The sequence below is a fragment of the Cupriavidus sp. 207A1 genome, assembly GCF_057798955.1.
This window is the reverse complement of sequence record NZ_JBYOJO010000003.1, coordinates 412,588-434,215: the sequence shown is the minus strand read 5'-3', so window position 1 is coordinate 434,215 and position 21,628 is coordinate 412,588. Positions and strand designations below refer to the sequence as shown.

At 66.8% G+C, this 21,628-nt stretch carries 22 protein-coding genes; 3 read left to right on the top strand and 19 right to left on the bottom strand.

Annotated features, from left to right (window positions below):
• Positions 1 to 46 precede the first annotated feature (46 nt).
• The gene (locus AC3FMM_RS07645; RefSeq protein WP_326346903.1) at positions 47 to 568 is read left to right on the top strand and encodes a DUF4124 domain-containing protein; all 522 of its coding nucleotides are present in this window, start codon (positions 47 to 49) and stop codon (positions 566 to 568) included.
• A 54-nt stretch (positions 569 to 622) separates the two neighbouring features.
• Here the strand turns inward: AC3FMM_RS07645 and AC3FMM_RS07640 are convergent, their stop codons facing one another.
• Together AC3FMM_RS07640 and AC3FMM_RS07635 are read right to left on the bottom strand one after the other, a co-directional pair.
• The gene (locus AC3FMM_RS07640; RefSeq protein WP_488686362.1) at positions 623 to 970 is read right to left on the bottom strand and encodes an RnfH family protein; all 348 of its coding nucleotides are present in this window, start codon (positions 968 to 970) and stop codon (positions 623 to 625) included.
• Entirely contained in the window at positions 957 to 1,394 is a 438-nt protein-coding gene (locus AC3FMM_RS07635) for a type II toxin-antitoxin system RatA family toxin (RefSeq protein WP_062800100.1), read from the bottom strand. The genes AC3FMM_RS07640 and AC3FMM_RS07635 overlap by 14 nt, the downstream gene beginning before the upstream one ends.
• A 179-nt stretch (positions 1,395 to 1,573) precedes the next feature.
• Here AC3FMM_RS07635 and smpB point away from each other — a divergent pair, with 179 nt between their 5' ends.
• A complete protein-coding gene (smpB, locus tag AC3FMM_RS07630) occupies positions 1,574 to 2,026 on the top strand; it encodes an SsrA-binding protein SmpB (RefSeq protein WP_062800102.1) in 453 nt (150 codons plus the stop codon).
• Between the two features lie 50 nt (positions 2,027 to 2,076).
• On the opposite strand, the gene AC3FMM_RS07625 is transcribed toward smpB, so the two are convergent.
• The 3 genes from AC3FMM_RS07625 to ppsA all read right to left on the bottom strand — a co-directional run bounded on the left by AC3FMM_RS07625 (position 2,077) and on the right by ppsA (position 6,089).
• Entirely contained in the window at positions 2,077 to 3,009 is a 933-nt protein-coding gene (locus AC3FMM_RS07625; protein WP_115680358.1) for an SPFH domain-containing protein, read from the bottom strand.
• 108 nt (positions 3,010 to 3,117) lie between these two features.
• Complete coding sequence (locus AC3FMM_RS07620) at positions 3,118 to 3,552, bottom strand: NfeD family protein (protein WP_115680359.1); 435 nt, start codon at positions 3,550 to 3,552, stop codon at positions 3,118 to 3,120.
• 152 nt (positions 3,553 to 3,704) lie between these two features.
• A complete protein-coding gene (ppsA, locus tag AC3FMM_RS07615) occupies positions 3,705 to 6,089 on the bottom strand; it encodes a phosphoenolpyruvate synthase (RefSeq protein ID WP_115709707.1) in 2,385 nt (794 codons plus the stop codon).
• A gap of 406 nt (positions 6,090 to 6,495) precedes the next feature.
• Here ppsA and ppsR point away from each other — a divergent pair, with 406 nt between their 5' ends.
• Positions 6,496 to 7,299: a posphoenolpyruvate synthetase regulatory kinase/phosphorylase PpsR gene (gene ppsR, locus AC3FMM_RS07610; protein WP_172581740.1), complete on the top strand. Its 804-nt coding sequence runs from the start codon at positions 6,496 to 6,498 to the stop codon at positions 7,297 to 7,299.
• Positions 7,300 to 7,355: 56 nt separating this feature from the next.
• On the opposite strand, the gene AC3FMM_RS07605 is transcribed toward ppsR, so the two are convergent.
• From AC3FMM_RS07605 to pyrH, 14 genes are all read right to left on the bottom strand, one after another.
• On the bottom strand, positions 7,356 to 8,138 hold the full coding sequence (locus tag AC3FMM_RS07605) for a TrmH family RNA methyltransferase (RefSeq protein ID WP_115709712.1): 783 nt from the start codon (positions 8,136 to 8,138) through the stop codon (positions 7,356 to 7,358).
• Positions 8,135 to 8,908, bottom strand: coding sequence for a ribonuclease HII (rnhB, locus tag AC3FMM_RS07600; RefSeq protein WP_115680362.1), 774 nt, complete (start codon positions 8,906 to 8,908; stop codon positions 8,135 to 8,137). Before rnhB ends, AC3FMM_RS07605 begins: the two co-directional genes overlap by 4 nt.
• The gene (gene lpxB / locus AC3FMM_RS07595) at positions 8,908 to 10,050 is read right to left on the bottom strand and encodes a lipid-A-disaccharide synthase (RefSeq protein ID WP_373429540.1); all 1,143 of its coding nucleotides are present in this window, start codon (positions 10,048 to 10,050) and stop codon (positions 8,908 to 8,910) included. The genes rnhB and lpxB overlap by 1 nt, the downstream gene beginning before the upstream one ends.
• Positions 10,051 to 10,137: 87 nt before the next feature.
• Entirely contained in the window at positions 10,138 to 10,941 is an 804-nt protein-coding gene (gene lpxA, locus AC3FMM_RS07590) for an acyl-ACP--UDP-N-acetylglucosamine O-acyltransferase (protein WP_111517880.1), read from the bottom strand.
• Between the two features lie 145 nt (positions 10,942 to 11,086).
• Positions 11,087 to 11,536 carry a 3-hydroxyacyl-ACP dehydratase FabZ gene (gene fabZ / locus AC3FMM_RS07585; RefSeq protein WP_010809590.1) on the bottom strand — a complete coding sequence of 150 codons (450 nt, stop codon included), beginning with the start codon at positions 11,534 to 11,536 and terminating at the stop codon, positions 11,087 to 11,089.
• A 12-nt stretch (positions 11,537 to 11,548) separates the two neighbouring features.
• Positions 11,549 to 12,640, bottom strand: a complete 1,092-nt coding sequence (lpxD, locus tag AC3FMM_RS07580; RefSeq protein WP_116312657.1) for a UDP-3-O-(3-hydroxymyristoyl)glucosamine N-acyltransferase — start codon at positions 12,638 to 12,640, stop codon at positions 11,549 to 11,551.
• 53 nt (positions 12,641 to 12,693) lie between these two features.
• Positions 12,694 to 13,221 (bottom strand): OmpH/Skp family outer membrane protein, encoded by a 528-nt coding sequence (locus AC3FMM_RS07575; RefSeq protein ID WP_115680365.1) that lies wholly within the window; start codon positions 13,219 to 13,221, stop codon positions 12,694 to 12,696.
• A 22-nt stretch (positions 13,222 to 13,243) separates the two neighbouring features.
• Positions 13,244 to 15,577 (bottom strand): outer membrane protein assembly factor BamA, encoded by a 2,334-nt coding sequence (bamA, locus tag AC3FMM_RS07570; protein WP_172581741.1) that lies wholly within the window; start codon positions 15,575 to 15,577, stop codon positions 13,244 to 13,246.
• A 99-nt stretch (positions 15,578 to 15,676) separates the two neighbouring features.
• Positions 15,677 to 17,080, bottom strand: a complete 1,404-nt coding sequence (gene rseP / locus AC3FMM_RS07565) for an RIP metalloprotease RseP (RefSeq protein ID WP_115680367.1) — start codon at positions 17,078 to 17,080, stop codon at positions 15,677 to 15,679.
• Positions 17,081 to 17,185: 105 nt separating this feature from the next.
• A complete protein-coding gene (gene ispC, locus AC3FMM_RS07560; RefSeq protein WP_115709716.1) occupies positions 17,186 to 18,367 on the bottom strand; it encodes a 1-deoxy-D-xylulose-5-phosphate reductoisomerase in 1,182 nt (393 codons plus the stop codon).
• Between the two features lie 11 nt (positions 18,368 to 18,378).
• On the bottom strand, positions 18,379 to 19,200 hold the full coding sequence (locus AC3FMM_RS07555; protein WP_115680369.1) for a phosphatidate cytidylyltransferase: 822 nt from the start codon (positions 19,198 to 19,200) through the stop codon (positions 18,379 to 18,381).
• Positions 19,201 to 19,236: 36 nt separating this feature from the next.
• Positions 19,237 to 20,007 (bottom strand): undecaprenyl pyrophosphate synthase, encoded by a 771-nt coding sequence (gene uppS / locus AC3FMM_RS07550; protein WP_012352950.1) that lies wholly within the window; start codon positions 20,005 to 20,007, stop codon positions 19,237 to 19,239.
• A gap of 46 nt (positions 20,008 to 20,053) precedes the next feature.
• Complete coding sequence (gene frr / locus AC3FMM_RS07545) at positions 20,054 to 20,614, bottom strand: ribosome recycling factor (RefSeq protein ID WP_115709719.1); 561 nt, start codon at positions 20,612 to 20,614, stop codon at positions 20,054 to 20,056.
• A gap of 141 nt (positions 20,615 to 20,755) precedes the next feature.
• A complete protein-coding gene (gene pyrH, locus AC3FMM_RS07540) occupies positions 20,756 to 21,466 on the bottom strand; it encodes a UMP kinase (RefSeq protein ID WP_012352952.1) in 711 nt (236 codons plus the stop codon).
• Between the last annotated feature and the right edge of the window lie 162 nt (positions 21,467 to 21,628).

The window sequence follows — 21,628 nt, the reverse complement described above, 5'->3', positions numbered from 1 at the left end:
GCAGCCGGCGGCCCGTGCTTCCAGAGCCACTTTGAGACGTCCCGCCATGCAACGATCGTCCGCGCCGTGCCTGCTTGCCGCTGCCCTTGCCGCCGTTCTGGCCACGCCTGCACCGGCCCTTGCCTACTGGCAGTGGCGCGATGCCAACGGCCACATGGTCTACAGCGACGTGCCGCCGTCCACGGCTGCGGCGAGGGTCTTGCGCGCACCGGGACGCCATGCCGGCGACCTCCAGCCGGTCCAGGCGGCCCAGGCAGCGGACGCCGCCATAGCCGCACCAGCTCCGGCCAAGGCATCGGCCAAGCCCACCGCACCGACGCCCGAGGAAGCCTTCCAGAAGCGCCGCGAAGCCAGCCTGAAAGCCGCCGCCGAAGAGGCCCGCAAGGAAGCCGAGACGGCCGAGCGCGCCGCCCGTTGCGCGCAGCTGCGCAACTATGCCACCGGCCTGCAGCAGGGCATGCGCGCCGCGGTCGCCGGTCCGGATGGCGCGCTGCAGCACCTGAACAGCGAGCAGCGCCAGGCGGAAATCCTCAGGACCAGCGCCAACCTGGAAAAGCACTGCAACTGAAGCCATGAAAAACGGGCCAGCCCGGGCCCGTTTGCGTTGGCGGCAATGCGCGGCTCAGCTGTTGCCGCGCAGCCATTTCTGGCCCTCGCGCGTGCCGCCGGCGCGCTGCTTCTGGACCCGCTTGCGGCGCGCCTGCTTCGGATCCGCCGTCAGCGGCCGGTACACCTCGACGCGGTCGCCGTCGCGCACCACCGTCTCCGGGGTCTTGAGCTTGCCGAAAATGCCCACGCGCATGGTGGCCGGATCGACTTCCGGGCAAGCCTGCTGCAATCCGGAGTTGACGATGGCCGCCGCGATCGTGGTGCCCGTGGGCACGTCGATGGCCTTCAGGAACACGGCTTCCGGACGCGCGTAGCAGACCGCGATATGCACCGTGGCGGCGCTGCGTTCAGCTGGTGCCATACACCACCTCGGCGCGCTTGACGAAGGCATCGACAAAGGTATTGGCGATCATGCTGAAGACCGGGCCGATCAGCTTCTCCAGCAGCAGGCTGGAAAACTCGTAGTGCAGGTGGAACTCGATCTTGCACGCGTCTTCGCGCAACGGCGTAAAGCGCCATGACCCGTTGAAGGTCTTGAACGGCCCGTCGGCAAAGGTCATGTCGATACGCGTCGGACGCTCCTGGGTATTGCGCGTATGGAAGAACTGCTGGATGCCCTTGAAGTGGATATGGATCTTGGCGTCGAGCGTGGTCTCGGTCTGCTCGAACACCTCCACGCCGCCGCACCATGGCAGGAACTTGGGATAGTCCTCCACGCGGGTGACCAGGTCATACATCTGCGCGGCGGAGTAACCGAGCAGGACGGATTTATGGACGTCTGCCATGTAAGGGGAAATCTGGCTTGCGGCCCTGCCGCGCGCGCTGCGCGGCAGGCATGCGCCTGTGCCGGGGGCTGGTTTGCTAGAATCCCGATTTTAGCCGACCCGCGCGCCCCGCGGCATCCCGCCATGTGGCGCTGCAGCGAACCGGCCAGCATCCACCCTACCGCACCCGACCCGCACGCATGACCATTGCAGACAACAAGAAGGCCTTCTTCGACTATTTCATCGAGGAACGATACGAGGCCGGAATCGTGCTGGAAGGCTGGGAGGTCAAGGCGATCCGCGCCGGGCGAGTGCAGATCAAGGAAGGCTACGTGGTCGTGCGCGACGCCGAGATGTTCCTGATCGGCGCCCATATCAGCCCGCTGCAAAGCGCCTCCACCCACGTCAAGCCCGATCCGGTGCGCACCCGCAAGCTGCTGCTCAAGGCCGACGAAATCAAGAAGCTGATCGGCAAGGTCGAGCAGCGCGGCTACACGCTGGTGCCGCTGAACCTGCATTACACGCGCGGCCGCGTGAAATGCGAGATCGGCCTGGCCAAGGGCAAGAAGCAGTTCGACAAGCGCGAGACCGAAAAGCAGCGCGACTGGCAGCGCGAGAAGGCCCGCATCATGAAGGGCGACAACAAGGACTGAACCGCCGCGCCGCGCGCCCTTCGTTCAGCCGCCCTTCGTTCAGCCCTGCCTCAAGCGGCCTTCTGCTGCCCCTTCACGATCTGCAGCGCCGTGGCGATCATGCTGCTCATGTCGCCCATATTGCCCGGCACGATCAGCGTATTGCCCTGCTTGGCCAGGTTGCCGAACGCGGCGACATATTCCTCGGCCACCTTCAGGTTGACCGCATCCATGCCGCCCTCGGTGCGGATCGCATTGCCGATCTTCTGGATTGCCTGCGCATTGGCCTCGGCCACCGCCAGGATCGCGCTGGCCTCGCCCTGGGCCTTGTTGATGGCCGCCTGGCGCTCACCCTCCGACTTCTGGATCGCCGCCTCGCGCGCGCCGGTGGCCAGGTTGATCTGTTCCTGGCGCTTGCCTTCGGAGGCCGCGATCAGCGCGCGCTTTTCACGCTCGGCGGTGATCTGCGCCTGCATCGCATGCAGGATCTCCTTGGGCGGGGTCAGGTCCTTGATCTCATAGCGCAGCACCTTTACGCCCCAGTTGGAGGCAGCTTCGTCCAGCGCATTGACCACGCTGTGGTTGATGAACTCGCGCTCCTCGAAAGTCTTGTCCAGCTCCAGCTTGCCGATCACCGAGCGCAGCGTGGTCTGCGACAGCTGCGTGATCGCGACCACGAAATTGCTCGAGCCATACGACGCCTTCATCGGGTCGGTGACCTGGAAGTACAGCACGCCGTCGACCTGCAGCTGCGTGTTGTCCTTGGTGATGCAGACCTGGCTGGGCACGTCCAGCGGGATTTCCTTGAGCACATGCTTGTAGGCGACGCGGTCGACGAACGGCACCACGATCGACAGCCCGGGAGTCAGGGTCGCGTGATAGCGGCCCAGGCGCTCCAGCACCCAGGCGTGCTGCTGCGGCACGATCTTGATGCCCTTGGCAATCAGCACGATAACGGCGACAAGGATGATCAGCGGCAGCAAACCAAGCTGAAAAGCGAGCATGTAACGACCCTCCAGGCAGAACACATCGGTACGGCGCCGCCGGTCGGCGGCAGGCGGAACACACCGCGGCCGCGGCCGCGATGCGCAAAGGATTCGGAAGACAGGGCTTCAGCGAGGCGACACCACCAGCGTGCTGCCGCGCACCGCGACGATGCGGTAGCGCCCCGGCGCGAGCGCGCGCTCGGGCGGACAATCGGGCGCCAGCTCGACGGTCCAGTCGGCGCCGCGATACGGCACGCGGGCGCGCCGGTTGGCGTCCCACGCCGGTACCTCGAGTTCCTGGCCGATATCGAGGTTGACGTTGGGATCGGCCGCGGCATTTCCGCGCCGCAGCTTGCCGAAGCGGGTGCGGCGCAGCCCGGCGATCAGCACCGCCGCCACCAGCGCCCCGGTCAGGGCCTGCGCCGCGGGCGAGGCGCCAAGCAAGGCCGCCACCCCGGCGGCGGCCAGGCCCACCGCCACCATCAGCAGATAGAAGGTGCCGGTGTTCAGTTCGACGATCACCAGCAGCACCGCCGCCACGAACCAGATGTAGTACGCCATCCAAGCTCCCGTTCGACCACGGATTTCCCGAAAAAGTAAAAACCCCGCAGCGCCATACAGCGTCTGCGGGGCTTTGCAACACCTGACGCAGGGCCGGTGCTTCCGCCGGCTACCCGAAGCGGCCGGCAGTCGTTATTGTGACGTCAAATGCCTCAGGAAGCCAGCTTTTGCCAGGTCTCGACCACCGAGTCCGGGTTCAGCGAGATCGACTTGATGCCTTCCTTGGCCAGCCATGCGGCAAAGTCCGGATGGTCCGAAGGACCCTGGCCGCAGATGCCGACGTACTTGTCCAGCCGGATGCACGCCGAGATCGCGCGCGACAGCATGAAGCACACCGCCGGGTCGCGCTCGTCGAAGTCCTTGGCCAGCAGCTCCATGCCCGAGTCGCGGTCCAGGCCCAGCGTCAGCTGGGTCAGGTCGTTCGAGCCGATCGAGAAGCCGTCGAAGAATTGCAGGAACTCTTCAGCCAGGATCGCGTTGGACGGCACTTCGCACATCATGATGATGCGCAGGCCGTTCTCGCCGCGCTTCAGGCCATGCTTGGCCAGCAGTTCGATGACCTTCTCGGCCTGGCCCAGCGTGCGCACGAACGGCACCATGATCTCGACGTTGGTCAGGCCCATTTCGTCGCGCACGCGCTTCATGGCCTTGCACTCCATCTCGAAGGCTTCGGCGAAGTCTTCGGCGATGTAGCGCGAGGCGCCGCGGAAGCCCAGCATCGGGTTTTCTTCATCCGGCTCGTAGCGCGAGCCGCCGATCAGCTTCTTGTACTCGTTGGACTTGAAGTCCGACAGGCGCACGATCACGGGCTTCGGGTAGAAGGCCGCGCCGATGGTGGCGATGCCCTCGGCCAGCTTGTCGACGTAGAACGCGCGCGGGCTGGCGTGGCCACGGGCCACGCTTTCCACGGCCTTCTTCAGGTCGGCGTCGACTTGCGGGTAGTCGAGGATGGCCTTCGGGTGGACGCCGATATTGTTGTTGATGATGAATTCAAGGCGCGCCAGGCCGACGCCGTTGTTCGGGATCTGCGCGAAGTCGAACGCCAGCTGCGGGTTGCCGACGTTCATCATCAGCTTGACGTCGATTTCCGGCATCTCGCCGCGCTGGACCTCGGTCACTTCGGTTTCGAGCAGGCCGTCGTAGATGCGGCCTTCGTCGCCCTCGGCGCACGACACCGTCACCAGCGTGCCGTCCTTGAGCACGTCGGTGGCATCGCCGCAGCCGACCACCGCCGGCACGCCCAGTTCACGCGCGATGATGGCGGCGTGGCAGGTACGGCCGCCACGGTTGGTGACGATCGCGGAGGCGCGCTTCATCACCGGCTCCCAGTTGGGGTCGGTCATGTCGGCCACCAGCACGTCGCCGGGCTGCACGCGTTCCATCTCGGACGGGTCGTTGATCACGCGCACCGGGCCGGTGCCGATCTTCTGGCCGATGGCGCGGCCGCTGGTCAGCACGGGCGCGGTGCCTTTGAGCTTGAAGCGCTGCTCGGCCTTGCCGGCCGACTGGCTCTTCACCGTTTCCGGGCGGGCCTGCAGGATGTAGATCTTGCCGTCCTTGCCGTCCTTGCCCCACTCGATGTCCATCGGGCGGCCATAGTGCTTCTCGATGATCATCGCGTAGCGCGCCAGCTCGGTCACGTCTTCGTCGGTGATCGAGTAGCGGTTGCGCAGTTCGGCGGGCACGTCGACGGTCTTCACACGGCCGGCTTCGCCCGGCTTGGTGAATTCCATCTTGATCAGCTTGGAGCCGATCGAGCGGCGGATGATCGGGTACTTGCCGGCTTGCAGCGTCGGCTTGAACACGTAGAACTCGTCCGGGTTGACCGCGCCCTGCACCACCGTTTCGCCCAGGCCATAGCTGGAGGTGATGAAGACCACGTCGGGGAAGCCGGATTCGGTGTCGATGGTGAACATCACGCCGGAGGCAGCCAGGTCCGAGCGGACCATGCGCTGGATGCCGGCGGACAGCGCCACCACGTCGTGGGCAAAGCCCTTGTGCACGCGGTAGGAGATGGCGCGGTCGTTGTACAGCGAGGCGAACACGTGCTTGATCTTGTCGAGCACGTCGTCGATGCCGCTGACGTTCAGGTAGGACTCCTGCTGGCCGGCGAAGGAGGCGTCGGGCAGGTCTTCGGCCGTGGCCGACGAACGCACCGCGAACGAGGCCTCGGCGCCTTCGCGCTCGGCCACGCGGGCATAGAACTCGCGGATTTCCTGTTCCAGGCGCGGCTGGAACGGTGCGGAGGCGACCCAGTCGCGGATCTCGGCACCGGCTTCGGCCAGGGCCTTGACGTCGTCGACGTTCAGGGTCTTCAGGCGCTGCGAGATGCGCTCGGTCAGGTTGTTGTGGGCGAGGAAGTCGCGGAAGGCGAGCGCGGTGGTGGCAAAGCCGCCCGGAACGCGGACGCCGGCTTCGGCCAGCTGGGAGATCATCTCGCCCAGCGACGAATTCTTGCCGCCGACGATTTCCACGTCAGCCATGCGCAACTGCTCGAACGGCAGCACATAGGCGCCGTTATCTGCCTGGTTAGTCATGAGAGCCTCAAAACAAAGTAGAAAACTGGTTGCGCATGCCCGGTATGTTGTTGATGTTCTGTTCCCGGACGGATCGCTTGGCTAAGCAACCCCGAACTGGCGCTGCGGACCTGGCGCTACGGCTCTCATCGCGTAGCGCGCATTGTCGACAATTCCGGGCGCGGTTTGTGGCGTGGGCATGTTGCGCAGCCGGCCACCCTATGGAATTGCTTAGCGAAAAGATCGCCGCTATTCTACCGTGCTGCGCCGCACTTTTCTGCGGAAGATTCAATCTATTTATTCCACCCTCCCCATGTCCCAGCCAGAAGCGCCCGGAACGGCGACACCCGGGTCCACGCCTGGAACGCAAGCCGCAACCCCTGCGGCGCCCACGCCCCAGGCGGCCGAGCGCCCCGCGGTGCGCACCGTGTTTATCGTCTCGGATGGCACCGGCATCACCGCCGAGACCTTCAGCCATTCCATCCTGGCCCAGTTCGAAATGCGCTTCCGCAAGGTGCGCATGCCCTTCGTCGATACCCCGGAAAAGGCACATATCGCCGTCGGCAAGATCAACGAGGCGTTCCACAACGAGGGCGTGCCGCCGATCGTCTTCACCACGCTGGTCAACCAGGAAGCGAACAAGGCACTGCGCCGCGCCAAGGCGATGATCCTGGACATGTTCCAGACCTTTATCGAGCCGCTCGAAAAGGAACTTGGCCTGAAGTCCACCCACGCCATCGGCCGCTTCCACCAGAACGCGGACACCGAGGCCTACAAGAACCGGATCGAGGCGATCAACTTCTCGCTGGCGCATGATGACGGCCAGTCACACAAGAACCTGGAAGAAGCCGACGTGATCCTGGTGGGCGTGTCGCGCAGCGGCAAGACCCCGACCAGCCTCTACCTGGCGATGCAGTACGGGCTGAAGGCGGCCAACTATCCGCTGATTCCCGACGACTTCGAGCGCGGCAGGCTGCCGTCGGCGCTGTATGCGTTCAAGTCAAAGATCTTCGGCCTGTCGATCGACCCGCAGCGCCTGACCGAGATCCGCAACGAGCGCCGCCCGGGCAGCAAGTACGCCGCGCTGGAAAACTGCCGCTACGAGGTCAACGAGGCCGAGGCGATGATGCGCCGCGAAGGCATCAAGTGGCTGTCGTCGACGCACAAGTCGATCGAAGAGATCGCGACCACGATCCTGCAGGAGATCAAGGTCGACCGCGACAACTACTGAGGCAGGAAAAGAAAAGCGGCCGCCCGGGCCGCTTTTTTGTGGCCGCGCCGGCGCGGTCAGCCGGCGCGCCGCTGGCGCACCGCCTCGAACAGGCAGATCGCCGTTGCCGCGGCCACGTTCAGCGACTCCATCCCGCCCGGTTGCGGAATGCCGACCTTGCGCGTGACATGCGCCATCCAGCCCTCGCTGACCCCTGCCCCTTCGTTGCCGACCACCCACGCCACCGGTGCGCGCAGGTCGGTATCGAACACCGCGGCCTCGGCGTGCGACGAGGTCGCCAGCAGCGGGATCGCCAGCCGCGGCGCAAGGGACTCGAGCGTGCAATGCTCGACGATATTCAGGTGGAAGTTCGCACCCATGCCGGCGCGCAGGGTCTTGACCGACCACGCGAAGGCGCAGCCGGTGGCGAGGAAGGCGTCGCGGATGCCCGCCGCCGCCGCGCTGCGCAGGATCGAGCCGACATTGCCCGCGTCCTGCACCCCGTCCAGGATGATGCAGTCCTGCTCGATGCGCGCCGGCAGGTGGCCCGCCGGGGTCTCGATCACCAGCATCAGGTCGATGCCGTTGACCACGCCGCTGATCTGCGTGAACAGCGCATCGGCCAGCACCACCACGCGCTCGCTGTCCATCTGGGCCAGCAGCGGCGCCACTTCGGCGTGGTCGTAGTGGCGCTCCGACACCAGGCAGGTCACGGGCTGGCCGCGCGCGGCCACGTAGGCCTGCGCCAGGTGCACGCCGTCGAGCAGCGACTGGCCGGCCTTGCGGCGCTGGTGCGTGGAACCGGCAAGCGCCTTCAGGTGCTTGAACAGCGCGTTGTCGCGCGAGGTGACGTGCTTCACGATGCTTCGGGTGGCAGGAAGGTGCCGAACTGGGTGGCGGCTTCGGTCGCGGCACCGGCGAGGATGCCGGCGTCAGCGACCGCAATGTCGTCGGTCACCGGCGCGGCGGCGACCATGGCGGTAAACAGCGGCCGCTGCGCCAGCGCCTCGCGCACCGGCGCGAACGAGCGGCGATGGTGCGGGGTTGCGCCGAATTCGGCCAGCGCCGCCATATGCTGCGGCGTGCCGTAGCCCACGTGCGAATCGAAGCCGTATTGCGGGTAGGCCGCGTGCAGTTCCATCAGGGCGCGGTCGCGCGCCACCTTGGCCAGGATCGAGGCGGCCGAGATCGCCTTGACCAGCGCATCGCCCTTGACGATGGCTTCGACCGGGTACGCGACCTGCGGACAGCGATTGCCGTCGACCTGCACCAGGTCCGGCACCACGCCGCTGGCGGCCAGGCCCTGCACGGCCCGCTGCATCGCCAGCATGCTGGCGTGCAGGATATTGATCGTATCGATTTCCTCGACCGTGGCGAAGGCGATATGCCAGCCCAGCGCGCGCTCGCAGATCTTCTCGTACAGCGCCTCGCGCTTGGCCGCGGTCAGGATCTTGGAGTCGGCCAGGCCACGGATCGGGCGTTTCGGGTCCAGCACCACCGCGGCGGCATAGACCGGCCCCGCGAGCGGGCCGCGGCCCGCCTCGTCGACGCCGCACAGGCGCTGGATGGCGCCGGCAGCCGGCGCCAGGTCCAGTCCCAGCTGCGGTGATGCGGCATTGCGCCGTGCCATCAGACGGTCCCCCGGCTGCGCATCAGGTCGACCACGACATCGGCCGCCAGTTGCGCGGTGTTGCACTTGAGCGTCTCGTGCATGCGCGTGAAATGCTCGTACAGGAAGGCGGTATTGCCCTCGTCGTTGAGCTGCAGCAGGGTCTCGCGCGCCAGCGCCTCGGGCGTGGCGTCGTCCTGCAGCAGCTCGGGCACGACAAAGCGCCCTGAAAGGATATTAGGCAATCCCACGTAGGGCAGATAACCCTGGCGCTTCATGATCTGCGCGGTCAGCCAGGGCACCTTGTACGAGATCACCATCGGCTTCTTGTACAGCGCCGCCTCGAGCGTGGCGGTGCCGCTTGCCAGCAGCACCACGTCGGCGGCTTCCATGGCCTGGTGCGACTTGCCGTCGACAATGGTGAGGCACAGTTCCGGATGCTGTTGGTGCAGGTCTTCGACGATGGCGCGCAGCGGCGCGCTCGCCGCCGGCAGCACGAACGCCAGCTTCGGGTCCATGCGCTGCATGCGAGCCATCGCGGCGAAAAAGGTGGCGCCGAGATTGCGCACCTCGGACTGGCGGCTGCCCGGCAGCACCGCCACCACGCGGTGCCCGGGCGGCAGCTTGAGCGCCGCGCGCGCGCCGGCGACGTCGGGCACCATCGGGATCACGTCGGCGAGCGGATGGCCCACGTAGGTGGCCGGAATGCCGGCCCTGGCATAGATCTCGGGCTCGAACGGGAACAGGCACAGGATGTGGTCGACCGCGCGCGCGATGGTGCGAATGCGACCGCCGCGCCAGGCCCAGATCGACGGGCTGACGAAATGCACCACCGGGATGCCGGCGCGGCGCAACGGCACTTCCAGGCCGAAATTGAAGTCCGGCGCATCGACCCCGATAAAGCACAGCGGCGGCTCCGCCAGCAGCCATTCGCGCACCGCGCGCCGCGTGGCGAGGATCTCGCGCAGCGAGCCCAGCACCTCGACATAGCCATTGACCGACAGCGTTTCCATCGGCCAGCGCGAGACGAAGCCCTGCGCCATCATGCGCTTGCCGCCGATGCCGGCGTAGTCGACCGCCTCGCCGGTCTCGGCCAGGCGGGCCTGCAGCCCGCCCATCATCAGCGAAGCCAGCAGGTCGCCCGAGGCCTCGCCGGCCACCATGGCGATGGTGCCGCGCTTGCCCGCGGCGCTGCCGTTGCCCGCGGGCAGGTCCTTCCGAATCGCGGCGTCAGCCATGTGGGACCGGTCTCAGCGCACGATGCCGCGCTGGGTGGCGGCAAGGAAGTCGACAAAGGCCTGCAGCGGCGCCGCGGTGCCGGCATCCACCTGCGCCAGCAATGCGGAAATCTCGTTGCGCGCCTCGTCGAAGCTGAGGTCGGACTTGTAAAGCAGCTTGTAGGCCTGGCGCAGCGCGGCGATCTGGCCGGCATCGAAGCCGCGGCGGCGCAGCCCTTCGACATTGATGCCGTGCGGCGTGGCCTTGTTGCCGCTCTTGTCGCTGGCCGCGATCACGAACGGGGGCACGTCCTGCACCAGCGCCGAGGCGCCGCCCAGCATCGCATGGGCGCCGATGCGCACGAACTGGTGCACGCCGCTCATGCCGCCCAGGATGGCCCAGTCGCCCACCTCGACGTGGCCGGCGATCTGCGCGTTGCTGGAGAACACGGTGTGGTTGCCGACCATGCAGTCATGGGCGATATGGACGTAGGCCATGATCCAGTTGTCGTTGCCGATGCTGGTCAGGCCGCGGTCCTGCACCGTGCCGGTGTGGATCGTGGTGAATTCGCGGATGGTGTTGCGGTCGCCGATCTCGAGCCGGGTCGGCTCGTTGCGGTACTTCATGTCCTGCGGCACGCCGCCGACCGAGGCATAGGGGCCGATGGTGTTGCCCGCGCCGATCGTGGTATGGCCCTCGACCGTCGTATGCGAGCCGATCCGGGTGCCGCTGCCGATCCGCACGTTGGGGCCGACGATCGAGAACGGGCCGACGCTGACGTCGGCGGCCAGTTCTGCCTTCGGGTCGACCAGTGCGGTGGGGTGGATTTGCGTCATGCGTACTGTCCTGTGATGGGTCTGGTGGAGGATGGGCCAATGCGCCGGGCAAAGGTTCCCGTCCGGGCCGTGCGCCCCCGCGGCGCGAGTGGGCGCGGAGGATGCGGCAGTCAGCCCGCGGCAGCGCCGCGGGCCGCGGGCGGCCTCACTCGGCCTGCTTCACGGTGCACATCAGCTCCGCCTCGCAGGCCACCTTGTCGTCGACCGTGGCGAACGCCTTGAACTTCCAGATGCCGCGGATATAGCGCTCGACCGTCACGTTCATGTGCAGCTGGTCGCCGGGGTACACCACCTGCTTGAAGCGGGCGCCGTCGATGCCGACAAAGTAGTACAGCGCGCCTTCCTTGCGCTCCATGTCGGCGCCGAAGGTCAGCAGGCCGGCCGACTGCGCCAGCGCTTCCAGGATCATCACGCCCGGCATCACCGGCTGCTCGGGGAAATGGCCCTGGAAGTACGGCTCGTTGATGGTGACGTTCTTCAGGGTCTTGATCCGCTTCTGCGCCTCGAACTCCAGCACGCGGTCGACCAGCAGGAACGGGTACCGGTGCGGCAGCAGCTTGAGGATCTTGCGGATATCGATTTCGGCCGCGCTCATGATGATTTCTCTTTAGTCTTGTGAGGGTTGGGACCCGGCGGCCTGGCCGCGCAGGCGGCGCTCCAGCGCCACCACCCGTTCGCGCAGCTTGCTCAGGCCGCGCACGATGGCTGCATTGCGCTCCCACTCGCCGTGCGGCAAGAACGGGAACACGCTGGTGAAATGGCCGCCGGGCTTGGTAATGGATTTGGTGATCGAGGTGCCGCCCGACACCGTGGTGCGGTCGGCAATGGTCAGGTGGCCGGCAAAGTTGGCGGCGCCGCCGATCACGCAGAAGCGCCCGATGCGGGTGCTGCCCGACACCGCGGCGCAGCCGGCGATGACCGTATGCGCTCCGACCCGCACGTTGTGCGCGATCTGGACCTGGTTGTCGATCTTGCAGCCGTCCTCGATCACGGTGTCGGCCATGGCGCCGCGGTCGATCGCGGTATTGGCGCCGACCTCGACGTCCTGGCCCAGCACCGCGCGTCCGGTCTGCGGGATCTTCACGTATTCGACGCCGGTCGCGCTGATGTCCGGCGCGAAGCCGAAGCCGTCGGCGCCGATCACCACACCGCTGTGCAGGATGGCGCGGGCGCCGACCACGCAGTGGTGGTAGACCGAGACATTGGCGTAGAGCAGTGAATCGTCGCCGATCTGCGCATGCGCGCCGACATAGCCGTTGGCCAGGATGCGCACGCGCTCGCCCAGGCGCGCGCCGGCTTCGATGACCACGTTGGGGCCGATGTAGCACGAGGCCGGCACCACCGCGTCGGGCGCCACGGTGGCGCGCGCGTCGATGCCGGTGCGCGCGTCGGTATTGGCGGCGCGGTCGAAACGCTGCGCCACGCGGGCAAAGCATACGTAGGGATTGCGCGCCACCAGCCAGTTGCGGCCGTCGGCCTTGCCTTCGGCGCGCACGCGCTCGAGGTCGGCGGCCGAGACGATCACGGCGCCGGCCCTGGCATCCAGCGCCTGCTGCAGGTAGAGCGGATTGGACAGGAACGAGAGCTCGCCCGGTCCGGCCTGGTCCAGGGGGGCCAGGCCGGTGATCGCCAGGTCGGGGTCACCCACAACCTGCGCGCCGTTCTCGGTGGCGAGCTGACCCAGTGTGGGTGTCTGCATGGCGGTACTTCCTGATGAAAGAACGAAGGAACGAACGACGAAGCGGCGCAGGCTTACTTGCCGCCGGCGTTCAGCACCTTCATCACGTCGTCGGTGATATCGATGCGCGGATTCACGTACACGGCTTCCTGCACGATCAGGTCGTACTTGCGCTGTTCGGCAAGCTGACGGATCACGCGGTTGGCGCGTTCCAGCACCTGGGCCAGCTCCTCGTTGCGGCGCTGGTTCAGGTCCTCGCGGAATTCGCGCTGCTTGCGCTGGAACTCGCGGTCCAGGTCAGCCACTTCGCGCTGGCGGCGCTGGCGGTCGGAATCGGCCAGCACGGCCGTGTCCTTGTCCAGCTTGTCGGCCATGCCCTTGATCTTCTGGGCCATGTCCTGCAGTTCGCGGTCGCGCTTGGAGAACTCCTGCTCCAGCTTGACCTGGGCCGCCTTGGCCGGCTGCGAATCACGCAGGATGCGCTCGGAATTGACCGCGGCGATGCGCGCTTCCTGGGCCGAGGCCGGCAGCGCGGCACAGAGCGCCGCGCCGGCGAGCGCGGCGGCGCCCAGGGACTTGACCAGTTTGGATGTTGTAGTCATGAAAACAGATCCTTTTTCAGAATCAGAATGCCGTGCCGATCTGGAACTGGAAGCGCTGGACCTTGTCGTTGGTGTCGCGCCTGAGCGGGAAGCCCATGCTGAGCTTCAGCGGCCCGATCGGCGACAGCCACGACATGCCGAAGCCGGTCGAGTACTTCAGCTCGCTGAAGCTCAGCGGCTCGCCTTCCTGATAGACGTTACCGAAGTCGAAGAAGGTGAACAGGCGCAGCGTGCGGTCCACGCCCGAGCCCGGCAGCGGGAAGATGAACTCGATGTTGCCGATCATCTTGGAGGCGCCGCCCACCGGGTTGCCGTTCTGGTCCTTCGGGCCCAGCGTGCTGGTCTGGTAGCCGCGCACCGAGCCGATACCGCCGGCGTAGAAGTACTTGAACACCGGGAACGGCGTGTTGCCATAGCCGTGGCCGTAGGCGACCTCGCCGTTCAGCGCCAGCGTGAAGGCCTTCGAGATCGGGTAGAAGTACTGCTGCTGCACGCTGGCGCGGTAGTACTGCGTATCGCCGCCCGGCAGGCCGACTTCGAGGTTGGCCTGGGTGTACGGCCCCTTGGTCGGGACCAGTGCGCTGTCGCGGCGGTCACGCGCCCAGCCGATCGTGAACGGGAAGTTGTTGATGCCGTCGCCGGAGCTCTTGCCGATCTGGTTCAGCCAGTTCGTGTACTGGGTCGGCGTGTTGACCGAGGTGTACACCTGGGTGCGTTCGTAGCCGATGCCGAAGAACACGGTATCGACTTCCGAGAACGGCACGCCGAACTTGAAGCCGCCGCCGGCCGAGACGATCTTGTAGTCCTGGTCGCCGGTGTAGTACAGCGGGCGCGAGGTACGGTAGTAGATATCGGTCGAGCGGCTGATGCCGTCCACCGTGAAGTACGGGTCGTACTGCGTCAGCGCGATGGTGCGGAACGACTTGGCGGTGTTCACGTCCAGGCCCAGGCTGGTACCCGAGCCGAACACGTTGTCCTGGCGCAGGCCGGCCTGCAGCACCAGCTTGTCGGTCGACGAGAAGCCCACGCCCAGGCTGATCTGGCCGGTCGGCTTTTCGGTCACGTTGACGTTCACATCGACCTGGTCGGGCGCGCCGGGCACGTCCTCGGTGGTGATGTTGGTGTCGGTGAAGTAGCCGGTTCGGTTGATGCGCGCCTGCGACTGCTGCAGCTTTTCGCTGTCGAACCAAGAGCTTTCCATCTGGCGCATCTCGCGCCGCACCACTTCGTCGCGGGTCTTGCTGTTGCCGACCACGTTGACGCGGCGCACGTAGACGCGGCGGCCCGGATCGACCATCAGGGTCAGCGCGACTTCGCGCTTTTCCTTGTCGATCTGCGGCTGCGGGTTGATGGTGGTGAACGCGTAGCCATAGGTGCCGAGCAGGTCGGTAATGGCCTTGGTGCTCTGCGTCAGCTTCTCGGACGAGAAAATATCGCCCTTCTTCAGCTGCAGCAGCTTTTCCATTTCCTCCTGCTTGCCCAGCAGCTCGCCGGCCAGGCGCACGTCGGAAACCTTGTACTGCTCGCCTTCCTTGATGTTCAGCGTCAGGAAGATGTCTTTCTTGTCGGGCGTGATCGAGACCTGAGTCGATTCGATGGCGAATTCCAGGTAGCCGCGGTTCAGGTAGTACGAGCGCAGCGCTTCCAGGTCGGCGGTCAGCTTCTGCTTCGAGTACAGGTCGTTCTTGGTGTACCACGACAGCCAGTTCGGCGTGGACAGCTGCATCTCGTCGCGCAGCGTGCTTTCCTTGAAGGCCTTGTTGCCGACGATATTGATCTGGCGGATCTTGGCGACCGGGCCCTCGTCGACGTTGAACACCACCGAGACGCGGTTGCGGTCCACCGGCGTGATGGTGGTCTGTACATCGGCGGCATAGTAGCCGCGCGCAACGTACTGGCGCTTGAGTTCCTGCTCGGCCTTGTCGATCAGGGCCTTGTCGTAGTAGCGGGCCTCGGCCACGCCGACCGCGCGCAGCGAGCGGCGCAGCGTGTCCTTGTCGAATTCCTTGATGCCGACGAACTCGAGCTGCGAGATGGCCGGACGCTCTTCGACCTGCACCACCAGCACGCCTTCCTCGGCGCGGATCTGCACGTCCTTGAAGAAGCCGGTATTGTAGAGGGCACGGATGGCATCGGCACCCTTGTCATCGGTGAAGGTTTCACCGACGCGCACCGGCAGGTAGCCAAACACGGTACCCGGTTCGACGCGTTGCAGTCCCTCAACGCGGATGTCCCTGACGACGAACGGATCGGCAGCCCAGCCCGCCGGGCTCCAGGCTGCAATAACGGCACTCGCCAGCAAACCCAGCGAAATGCGCTTATGTCTGATCAATGTTGATCCCCTCTTTGATTCCATCCAGGATTGCGCTCCGATGCCTCATTGGACTGCGCCTGGCAAATGGCGTCCCCGGCGACGGTGTCCGACGACACCACCACCCCTTGCCGACACACGTTTCTAGCCGTTCGCCAGAAACATTCGGCTGACGTCATTGAACAAAGCGAGCGAAGTCAGGAGCAAGATGCAAGCGATGCCAACCTTCTGCAGCATTGCCTGCCAGTGGTCTGGGACGGGCCGGCCAGTCAAAAATTCCACGCAATAATACAGCAAATGCCCCCCATCCAGAACCGGAATGGGTAACAAATTGAGTACGCCAAGACTAACGCTGACCAGCGCCAGGAAGCTGACAAAGGCCTGTATGCCGAGGTTTGCGGCACGTCCGGCGTAGTCCGCCACGGTCAGCGGACCGCTCAGGTTCTGCAGCGAAGCCTGCCCCACCAGCATCTTGCCCAGCAGCTTGAGCGACAGCGCGCTGGTATCCCAGACCTGCCCCACCGCGCGCGCCAGCGCCTGGTCCGGCCGGTAGCGCACGGTCTCCATCTGCACCGCCTGGCTCAGCGCCGCGCCCAGCTTGCCCGCGGGCGCGGGCGCGGCGCCGCTGGCATCCGTGGCGCCATCGCGCGCCGCGGCGGTGTCGAGCGTGACCGGCACGTCCAGGCGCTGGCCGTCGCGCTCGATGCCCAGCGTCACGGCCTGGCCCGGCTGGCTGCGCACCGCCTTGATCAGCGCGCTGGCCTGCGTCAGCGGGCTGCCCTGCCAGGCCACGATGCGGTCGCCCTTGCGCAGGCCGGCGCGTTCGGCGGCCGAATCGGGCAGCACCTCGGTGATCGTCACCGGCCCGCCCTTCAGGTTCAGGCCGAGCGTGGCGAGCGGATCCTGCTCGGGATTGCCGCCGGTATTGGGCAGGCGCGGCAGCGTGACGTCGCGCTCGGCGCCGTCGGCGCCGCGCAGGCGCAGCACCGCGCGCGCATCGCCGAAGCCTTCGGCAAACACCGCCATGCGCAGGTCGTTCCAGGAGCGCACCGGCTCGGTGTGGCCGTTGGCGGTCAGCGACAGCACCCGGTCGCCCTCGCGCACGCCGGCCTGCGCCGCCATGGTGCCGGCCGCGGGCGCCGCCACCACCGGCACGGGCTCGCGCATGCCGCCGGCGAACAGCGCGAAATACAGCACGATCGCCAGCGCGAAGTTGGCCAGCGGGCCGGCCGCGACGATGGCGAAGCGCTTGCCCACCGGCTGGCGGTTGAAGGCACGCGGCAGGTCGGCGGGGTCGATGGGAGTGTCGCGCGCGGGATCGAGCTCGCGCTCGTCGAGCATCTTGACGTAGCCGCCCAGCGGGATCATCGCCACCGTCCACTCGGTGCGGTCGCGGCTCTTCGAGATCCAGCGCAGCAGCGGCCGCCCGAAGCCGATGGAGAAACGCAGCACCTTCACGCCGCAGGCGCGCGCGGCCAGGTAGTGGCCCATTTCGTGCACGTAGATCAGCACGCACAGGGCAACGATGAAAGCGAGTACGGTTTGCATGGTGCGGGGACGTCGGTAAGGTCGCTGGGGCCGGCCCGCGCGGTCCCCGGGGGACCGGCCGGCGCAGCCGCTATTGTCGCAGATGCGGCAGACCGGCCCGCCGGATCAGCGGGCCGTGGCGCGCGCGGTGACGCCGGCCCTGGCCGCCTCGCGCGCCAGCGCGTCGGCCGAGAGCACGGCCTCGAGCGTATCGGCGGGTCCGTTCGGTGCTGCCTCAAGCACCTCGCGCACGATGCCGGCGATATCGGTAAAGCGCACCTGGCCGGCGAGGAATGCCTCGACCGCCACTTCATTGGCCGCATTGAGCACCGCCGGCGCCACCCCCGCCGCGCGCAGCGCGTCGAAAGCCAGCCCCAGGCACGGGAACCGCGCCAGGTCCGGCTTCTCGAAATGCAGACCGCCGGCAAGGGTCAGGTCGAGCGGGGTCACGCCCGCGTCGATCCGTTCCGGATAGGCCAGGCCATAGGCGATCGGCGTGCGCATGTCCGGATTGCCCAGCTGCGCCAGCACCGAGCCATCGGCGTAGGCCACCATCGAATGCACGATGCTCTGCGGGTGGATCAGCACCTCGATGCGCTCGGCCGGGGCGCCGAACAGCCAGTGTGCCTCGATCACCTCGAGGCCCTTGTTCATCATGGTGGCGGAGTCGACCGAGATCTTGCGCCCCATGACCCAGTTGGGATGGGCGCAGGCCTGGTCGGGCGAGATATCGTGCAGCGTGGCCGGGTCGCGCGTGCGGAACGGCCCGCCCGACGCGGTCAAAAGCACCTTGGCCACGCCGCGGCCGTAGCGCGGGTCGTCGGCGGGCAGGCACTGGAAGATGGCGTTGTGCTCGCTGTCGATCGGCAGCAGCGTGGCGCCGTGCTCGCGCACCGCGTCCATGAAGATGCGTCCGGACATGACCAGGGCTTCCTTGTTGGCCAGCAGCACGCGCTTGCCCGCGCGCGCCGCCGCCAGCGTCGGACGCAGGCCCGCCGCGCCGACGATGGCGGCCATCACCGCATCGGTCTGGGCATCGGCGGCGATGGATTCGAGCGCGGCTTCGCCGTAGCCGACCTCGGTGGCCACGCCGGCAGCGCGCAGCAGCGTTTCCAGCTCGCGCGCCGCCTCGGCCGTTCCCACCACGGCGCGTGCCGGGCGGAACTCGATGCACTGGTCGGCCAGCTTGCGCACCTGCCGATGGGCGCTGAGCGCATGCGCGGCGTAACGGCCGGGATGGCGCCGGATTACGTCGAGCGTGCTTTCTCCGATGGAGCCGGTGGCGCCCAGGATGGTGATGCGATGCATAGCAGACGGCTTCAGAGAAAAATCAGCATCAGGGCCGCCAGCGGGAACACCGGCAGCAAGGCGTCGATGCGGTCCAGCACGCCGCCATGGCCGGGCAGCAGCCGGCTGCTGTCCTTCTTGCCGACCTGGCGCTTGAGCAGGGATTCGAACAGGTCGCCCACCACGCTGGCCGCGACCAGCAGCGTGGTCAGCACGGCGACATAACCCAAACCGCCGCGATCGCCCATCGCCGAGAACCAGGTCGGGGCAAAGGCGTGGGTGGCCGCCAGCGCGAGGCCGATCACCAGCGCCAGCACCCAGCCGCCGATGGCGCCCTCCCACGACTTGCCCGGGCTGATGCCGGGCGCCAGCTTGCGCCGGCCGATCGCCTTGCCGGTGAAATACGCGCCGATATCGGCGGCCCATACCAGCACCGCGGCGGTCAGCAGCACGCCGATGCCGGCGCCGCGCAGGATCATGGTGGCATGGACGAACGCGGGCAGCATCACCAGCCCCAGCACCGCGCCCAGCGCGGTGAAGGCTGGGGTGGCGGTGCGCACGCCGCGCGCCAGCAGCAGCACGGCCACGCCCCAGCACACCACCGCGGCCTCGAGCAGCCAGGTGGTGGCGTGGCGCAGCGGCAGGTCATGCCAGGTAATGGTGGCGATCAGGCAGGCCAGCGCATAGACATAGGGCCACGGCCCGCGCAGTCCGATCAGGCGACCGAATTCCCAGCCGGCCAGCAGCACGATCACGCCGAGCAGTCCCGCCAGGCCCGCCGGCGGCGCCAGGAACAGGATTGGAAGGATCAGCAGCAACAGGCACAGGGCGGTGATGACGCGGGTGAGGAGCATGCGCTGCGGTCCCGTGAAGAGTTGGAGTGGCCGGGCTCAGGCCGTGCCGGAAAGTCCGGGCGCGACCAGCTGCGCGCTGGTGCGGCCGAAGCGGCGTTCGCGCTGGCGGTACGAGGCAAAGGCCTTGTCGAGTTCCGCGGCGTCGAAATCCGGCCAGTAGACGTCGGTGAAGTACAGCTCGGAATAGGCGAGCTGCCACAGCAGGAAATTGCTGATGCGCTGTTCGCCGCCGGTGCGGATGAACAGGTCCGGCTCCGGCGCATAGGCCATGGCCAGGTGCGGGGCCAGCAGCGATTCGTCGATGGTTTCGGGATCGAGCATGGGCGAGCGCGCCAGCATCTTGCGCATGGCCTGCAGCAGGTCCCAGCGCCCGCCGTAGTTGGCGGCGATGGTGACGGTCAGGCCGGTATTGCCGGCGGTGCGCGCCTCGGCATCCTTGATCAGCCGCTGGATGCGCGGGCTGAAGCGGCTCAGGTCGCCCACCACCCGCAGCCGGATGTTGTTGGCGTGCATCTTCACCACTTCGCGCCGCAGCGACATCATGAACAACCGCATCAGGAACGAGACCTCGTCGGCCGGACGGCGCCAGTTCTCGGAGCTGAACGCGAACAGCGTCAGGTATTGCACGCCCCGTGCGGCGCAGGCTTCCACCACCGCGCGCACGGCGTCCAGCCCCCGGCTGTGTCCCGCCACGCGCGGCAGATGCCGCTGGGTCGCCCAGCGGCCGTTGCCGTCCATGATGATGGCAACGTGCCTGGGCACGTAGGAAGTATCGGGTACGGCAAGCGTCGAGCTGATGTGCTGCATGGGCGTGAGACGGTCGCTGACAGTCCCGGCAAGGCCGGGACGGGCGTCAGACCGTCATGATCTCCTTCTCTTTTTCCGCGACCATCTTGTCGATCTCGGCCACGTACTTGTCGGTCAGTTTCTGCACCTCGTCCTGGCCGCGGCGCTCGTCGTCCTCGGAAATGGTCTTGTCCTTGACCAGCTTCTTGAACTGCTCGTTGGCGTCGCGGCGCAGGTTGCGCACGGCCACCTTGGCACCCTCGGCCTCGCCCTTCACGACCTTGGTCAGCTCCTTGCGGCGCTCTTCGGTCAGTGCAGGCATCGGCACACGGATCACTTCGCCCATGGTGGCGGGATTCAGGCCCAGGTCGCAATCGCGGATGGCCTTCTCGACCGCGCCCACCATTTTCTTTTCCCACGGCTGCACCGTGATGGTACGGGCGTCGGCCAGGCCGATCGCCGCCACCTGGCTGATGGGCACCATCGAGCCGTAGTAATCCACCTGAACGTGGTCGAGCAGGCCGGTATGGGCACGGCCGGTGCGGATCTTGGCCAGATCGGCCTTGAAGGCTTCGATCGACTTCTGCATTTTCTGCTCGACGCTCTTCTTTGTGTCGGCGACGCTCATTTTTACCTCCGGAAATCAGCCAACCAAGATCCCCTCTGGTGGGGATCGAAAATGAATCATTCTACTCTTTGCCCGGCTGGATACCAGCGCCGCGGCGCGGCATCCGTTACCGGACTCACAGATGCGGCTCAGCGATGAAGATCACACATGCACCAGCGTACCCTCATCCTCGCCCAGGATGACGCGCTTGAGCGCGCCGGGCTTCACGATCGAGAACACCTTGATCGGCAGCTTCTGGTCGCGGCACAGCGCGAACGCGGTGGCGTCCATCACTTGCAGGTTGCGCGAGATGGCCTCGTCGAAGCTGATGGTGGTGTAGCGCGTGGCGCTCGGATCCTTCTTCGGGTCGGCGGTGTAGACGCCGTCGACCTTGGTCGCCTTCAGCACGATCTCGGCGCCGATCTCGGAGCCGCGCAGCGCGGCCGCGGTATCGGTGGTGAAGAACGGGTTGCCGGTGCCGGCGGCGAAGATCACCACCTTGCCCTCTTCCAGCTGGCGGATCGCGCGCGGGCGGATATAGGGCTCGACCACCTGGTCCATGCGCAGCGCGGACTGCACGCGGCCTTCGATATTGGCGTGGCGCATCGCGTCCTGCAGCGCCAGCGCGTTCATCATGGTGGCCAGCATGCCCATGTAGTCGGCGGTGGCGCGGTCCATGCCGGCAGCGCCGCCGGCCACGCCGCGGAAGATATTGCCGCCGCCGATCACCACCGCCACCTGCACACCGAGCTTCACGATCTCGGCAATGTCGTTCACCATCGCCTCGATGGTGGAGCGGTTGATGCCGAAGGCATCGTCGCCCATCAGGGCTTCACCGGACAGTTTCAGAAGGACGCGCTTGTAGGCTGGCATGTTCACCCTCGGAAGGAGCAGTTCGCTCGGTTGAGACGGCTCGGTCGAGACGACTCGGTTGAGACACTGGGACGTATGTTTTGGCACCGGCAGCACGGGTCATCGTGCCGCCGGCAGGAGAAAAGCCGGTTTTCGGCGTGCCCCGGCCGAAACCGGACCACC

What these genes read in the sequence shown, in the direction of transcription:
- AC3FMM_RS07640 (WP_488686362.1), bottom strand. Translation starts at nt 970, where the DNA reads ATGGCACCAGCTGAACGCAGCGCCGCCACGGTGCATATCGCGGTCTGC.
- AC3FMM_RS07635 (WP_062800100.1), bottom strand. Translation starts at nt 1,394, where the DNA reads ATGGCAGACGTCCATAAATCCGTCCTGCTCGGTTACTCCGCCGCGCAG.
- AC3FMM_RS07620 (WP_115680359.1), bottom strand. Translation starts at nt 3,552, where the DNA reads ATGGCGTACTACATCTGGTTCGTGGCGGCGGTGCTGCTGGTGATCGTC.
- AC3FMM_RS07555 (WP_115680369.1), bottom strand. Translation starts at nt 19,200, where the DNA reads ATGCTCCTCACCCGCGTCATCACCGCCCTGTGCCTGTTGCTGCTGATC.
- rnhB (WP_115680362.1), bottom strand. Translation starts at nt 8,908, where the DNA reads ATGGCACGGCGCAATGCCGCATCACCGCAGCTGGGACTGGACCTGGCG.
- frr (WP_115709719.1), bottom strand. Translation starts at nt 20,614, where the DNA reads ATGAGCGTCGCCGACACAAAGAAGAGCGTCGAGCAGAAAATGCAGAAG.
- lpxA (WP_111517880.1), bottom strand. Translation starts at nt 10,941, where the DNA reads ATGACGCAAATCCACCCCACCGCACTGGTCGACCCGAAGGCAGAACTG.
- AC3FMM_RS07575 (WP_115680365.1), bottom strand. Translation starts at nt 13,221, where the DNA reads ATGACTACAACATCCAAACTGGTCAAGTCCCTGGGCGCCGCCGCGCTC.
- rseP (WP_115680367.1), bottom strand. Translation starts at nt 17,080, where the DNA reads ATGCAAACCGTACTCGCTTTCATCGTTGCCCTGTGCGTGCTGATCTAC.
- lpxD (WP_116312657.1), bottom strand. Translation starts at nt 12,640, where the DNA reads ATGCAGACACCCACACTGGGTCAGCTCGCCACCGAGAACGGCGCGCAG.
- ispC (WP_115709716.1), bottom strand. Translation starts at nt 18,367, where the DNA reads ATGCATCGCATCACCATCCTGGGCGCCACCGGCTCCATCGGAGAAAGC.
- bamA (WP_172581741.1), bottom strand. Translation starts at nt 15,577, where the DNA reads ATGGAATCAAAGAGGGGATCAACATTGATCAGACATAAGCGCATTTCG.
- fabZ (WP_010809590.1), bottom strand. Translation starts at nt 11,536, where the DNA reads ATGAGCGCGGCCGAAATCGATATCCGCAAGATCCTCAAGCTGCTGCCG.
- ppsA (WP_115709707.1), bottom strand. Translation starts at nt 6,089, where the DNA reads ATGACTAACCAGGCAGATAACGGCGCCTATGTGCTGCCGTTCGAGCAG.
- AC3FMM_RS07625 (WP_115680358.1), bottom strand. Translation starts at nt 3,009, where the DNA reads ATGCTCGCTTTTCAGCTTGGTTTGCTGCCGCTGATCATCCTTGTCGCC.
- smpB (WP_062800102.1), top strand. Translation starts at nt 1,574, where the DNA reads ATGACCATTGCAGACAACAAGAAGGCCTTCTTCGACTATTTCATCGAG.
- lpxB (WP_373429540.1), bottom strand. Translation starts at nt 10,050, where the DNA reads ATGGTGGCCGGCGAGGCCTCGGGCGACCTGCTGGCTTCGCTGATGATG.
- uppS (WP_012352950.1), bottom strand. Translation starts at nt 20,007, where the DNA reads ATGCAGCACATCAGCTCGACGCTTGCCGTACCCGATACTTCCTACGTG.
- pyrH (WP_012352952.1), bottom strand. Translation starts at nt 21,466, where the DNA reads ATGCCAGCCTACAAGCGCGTCCTTCTGAAACTGTCCGGTGAAGCCCTG.
- AC3FMM_RS07645 (WP_326346903.1), top strand. Translation starts at nt 47, where the DNA reads ATGCAACGATCGTCCGCGCCGTGCCTGCTTGCCGCTGCCCTTGCCGCC.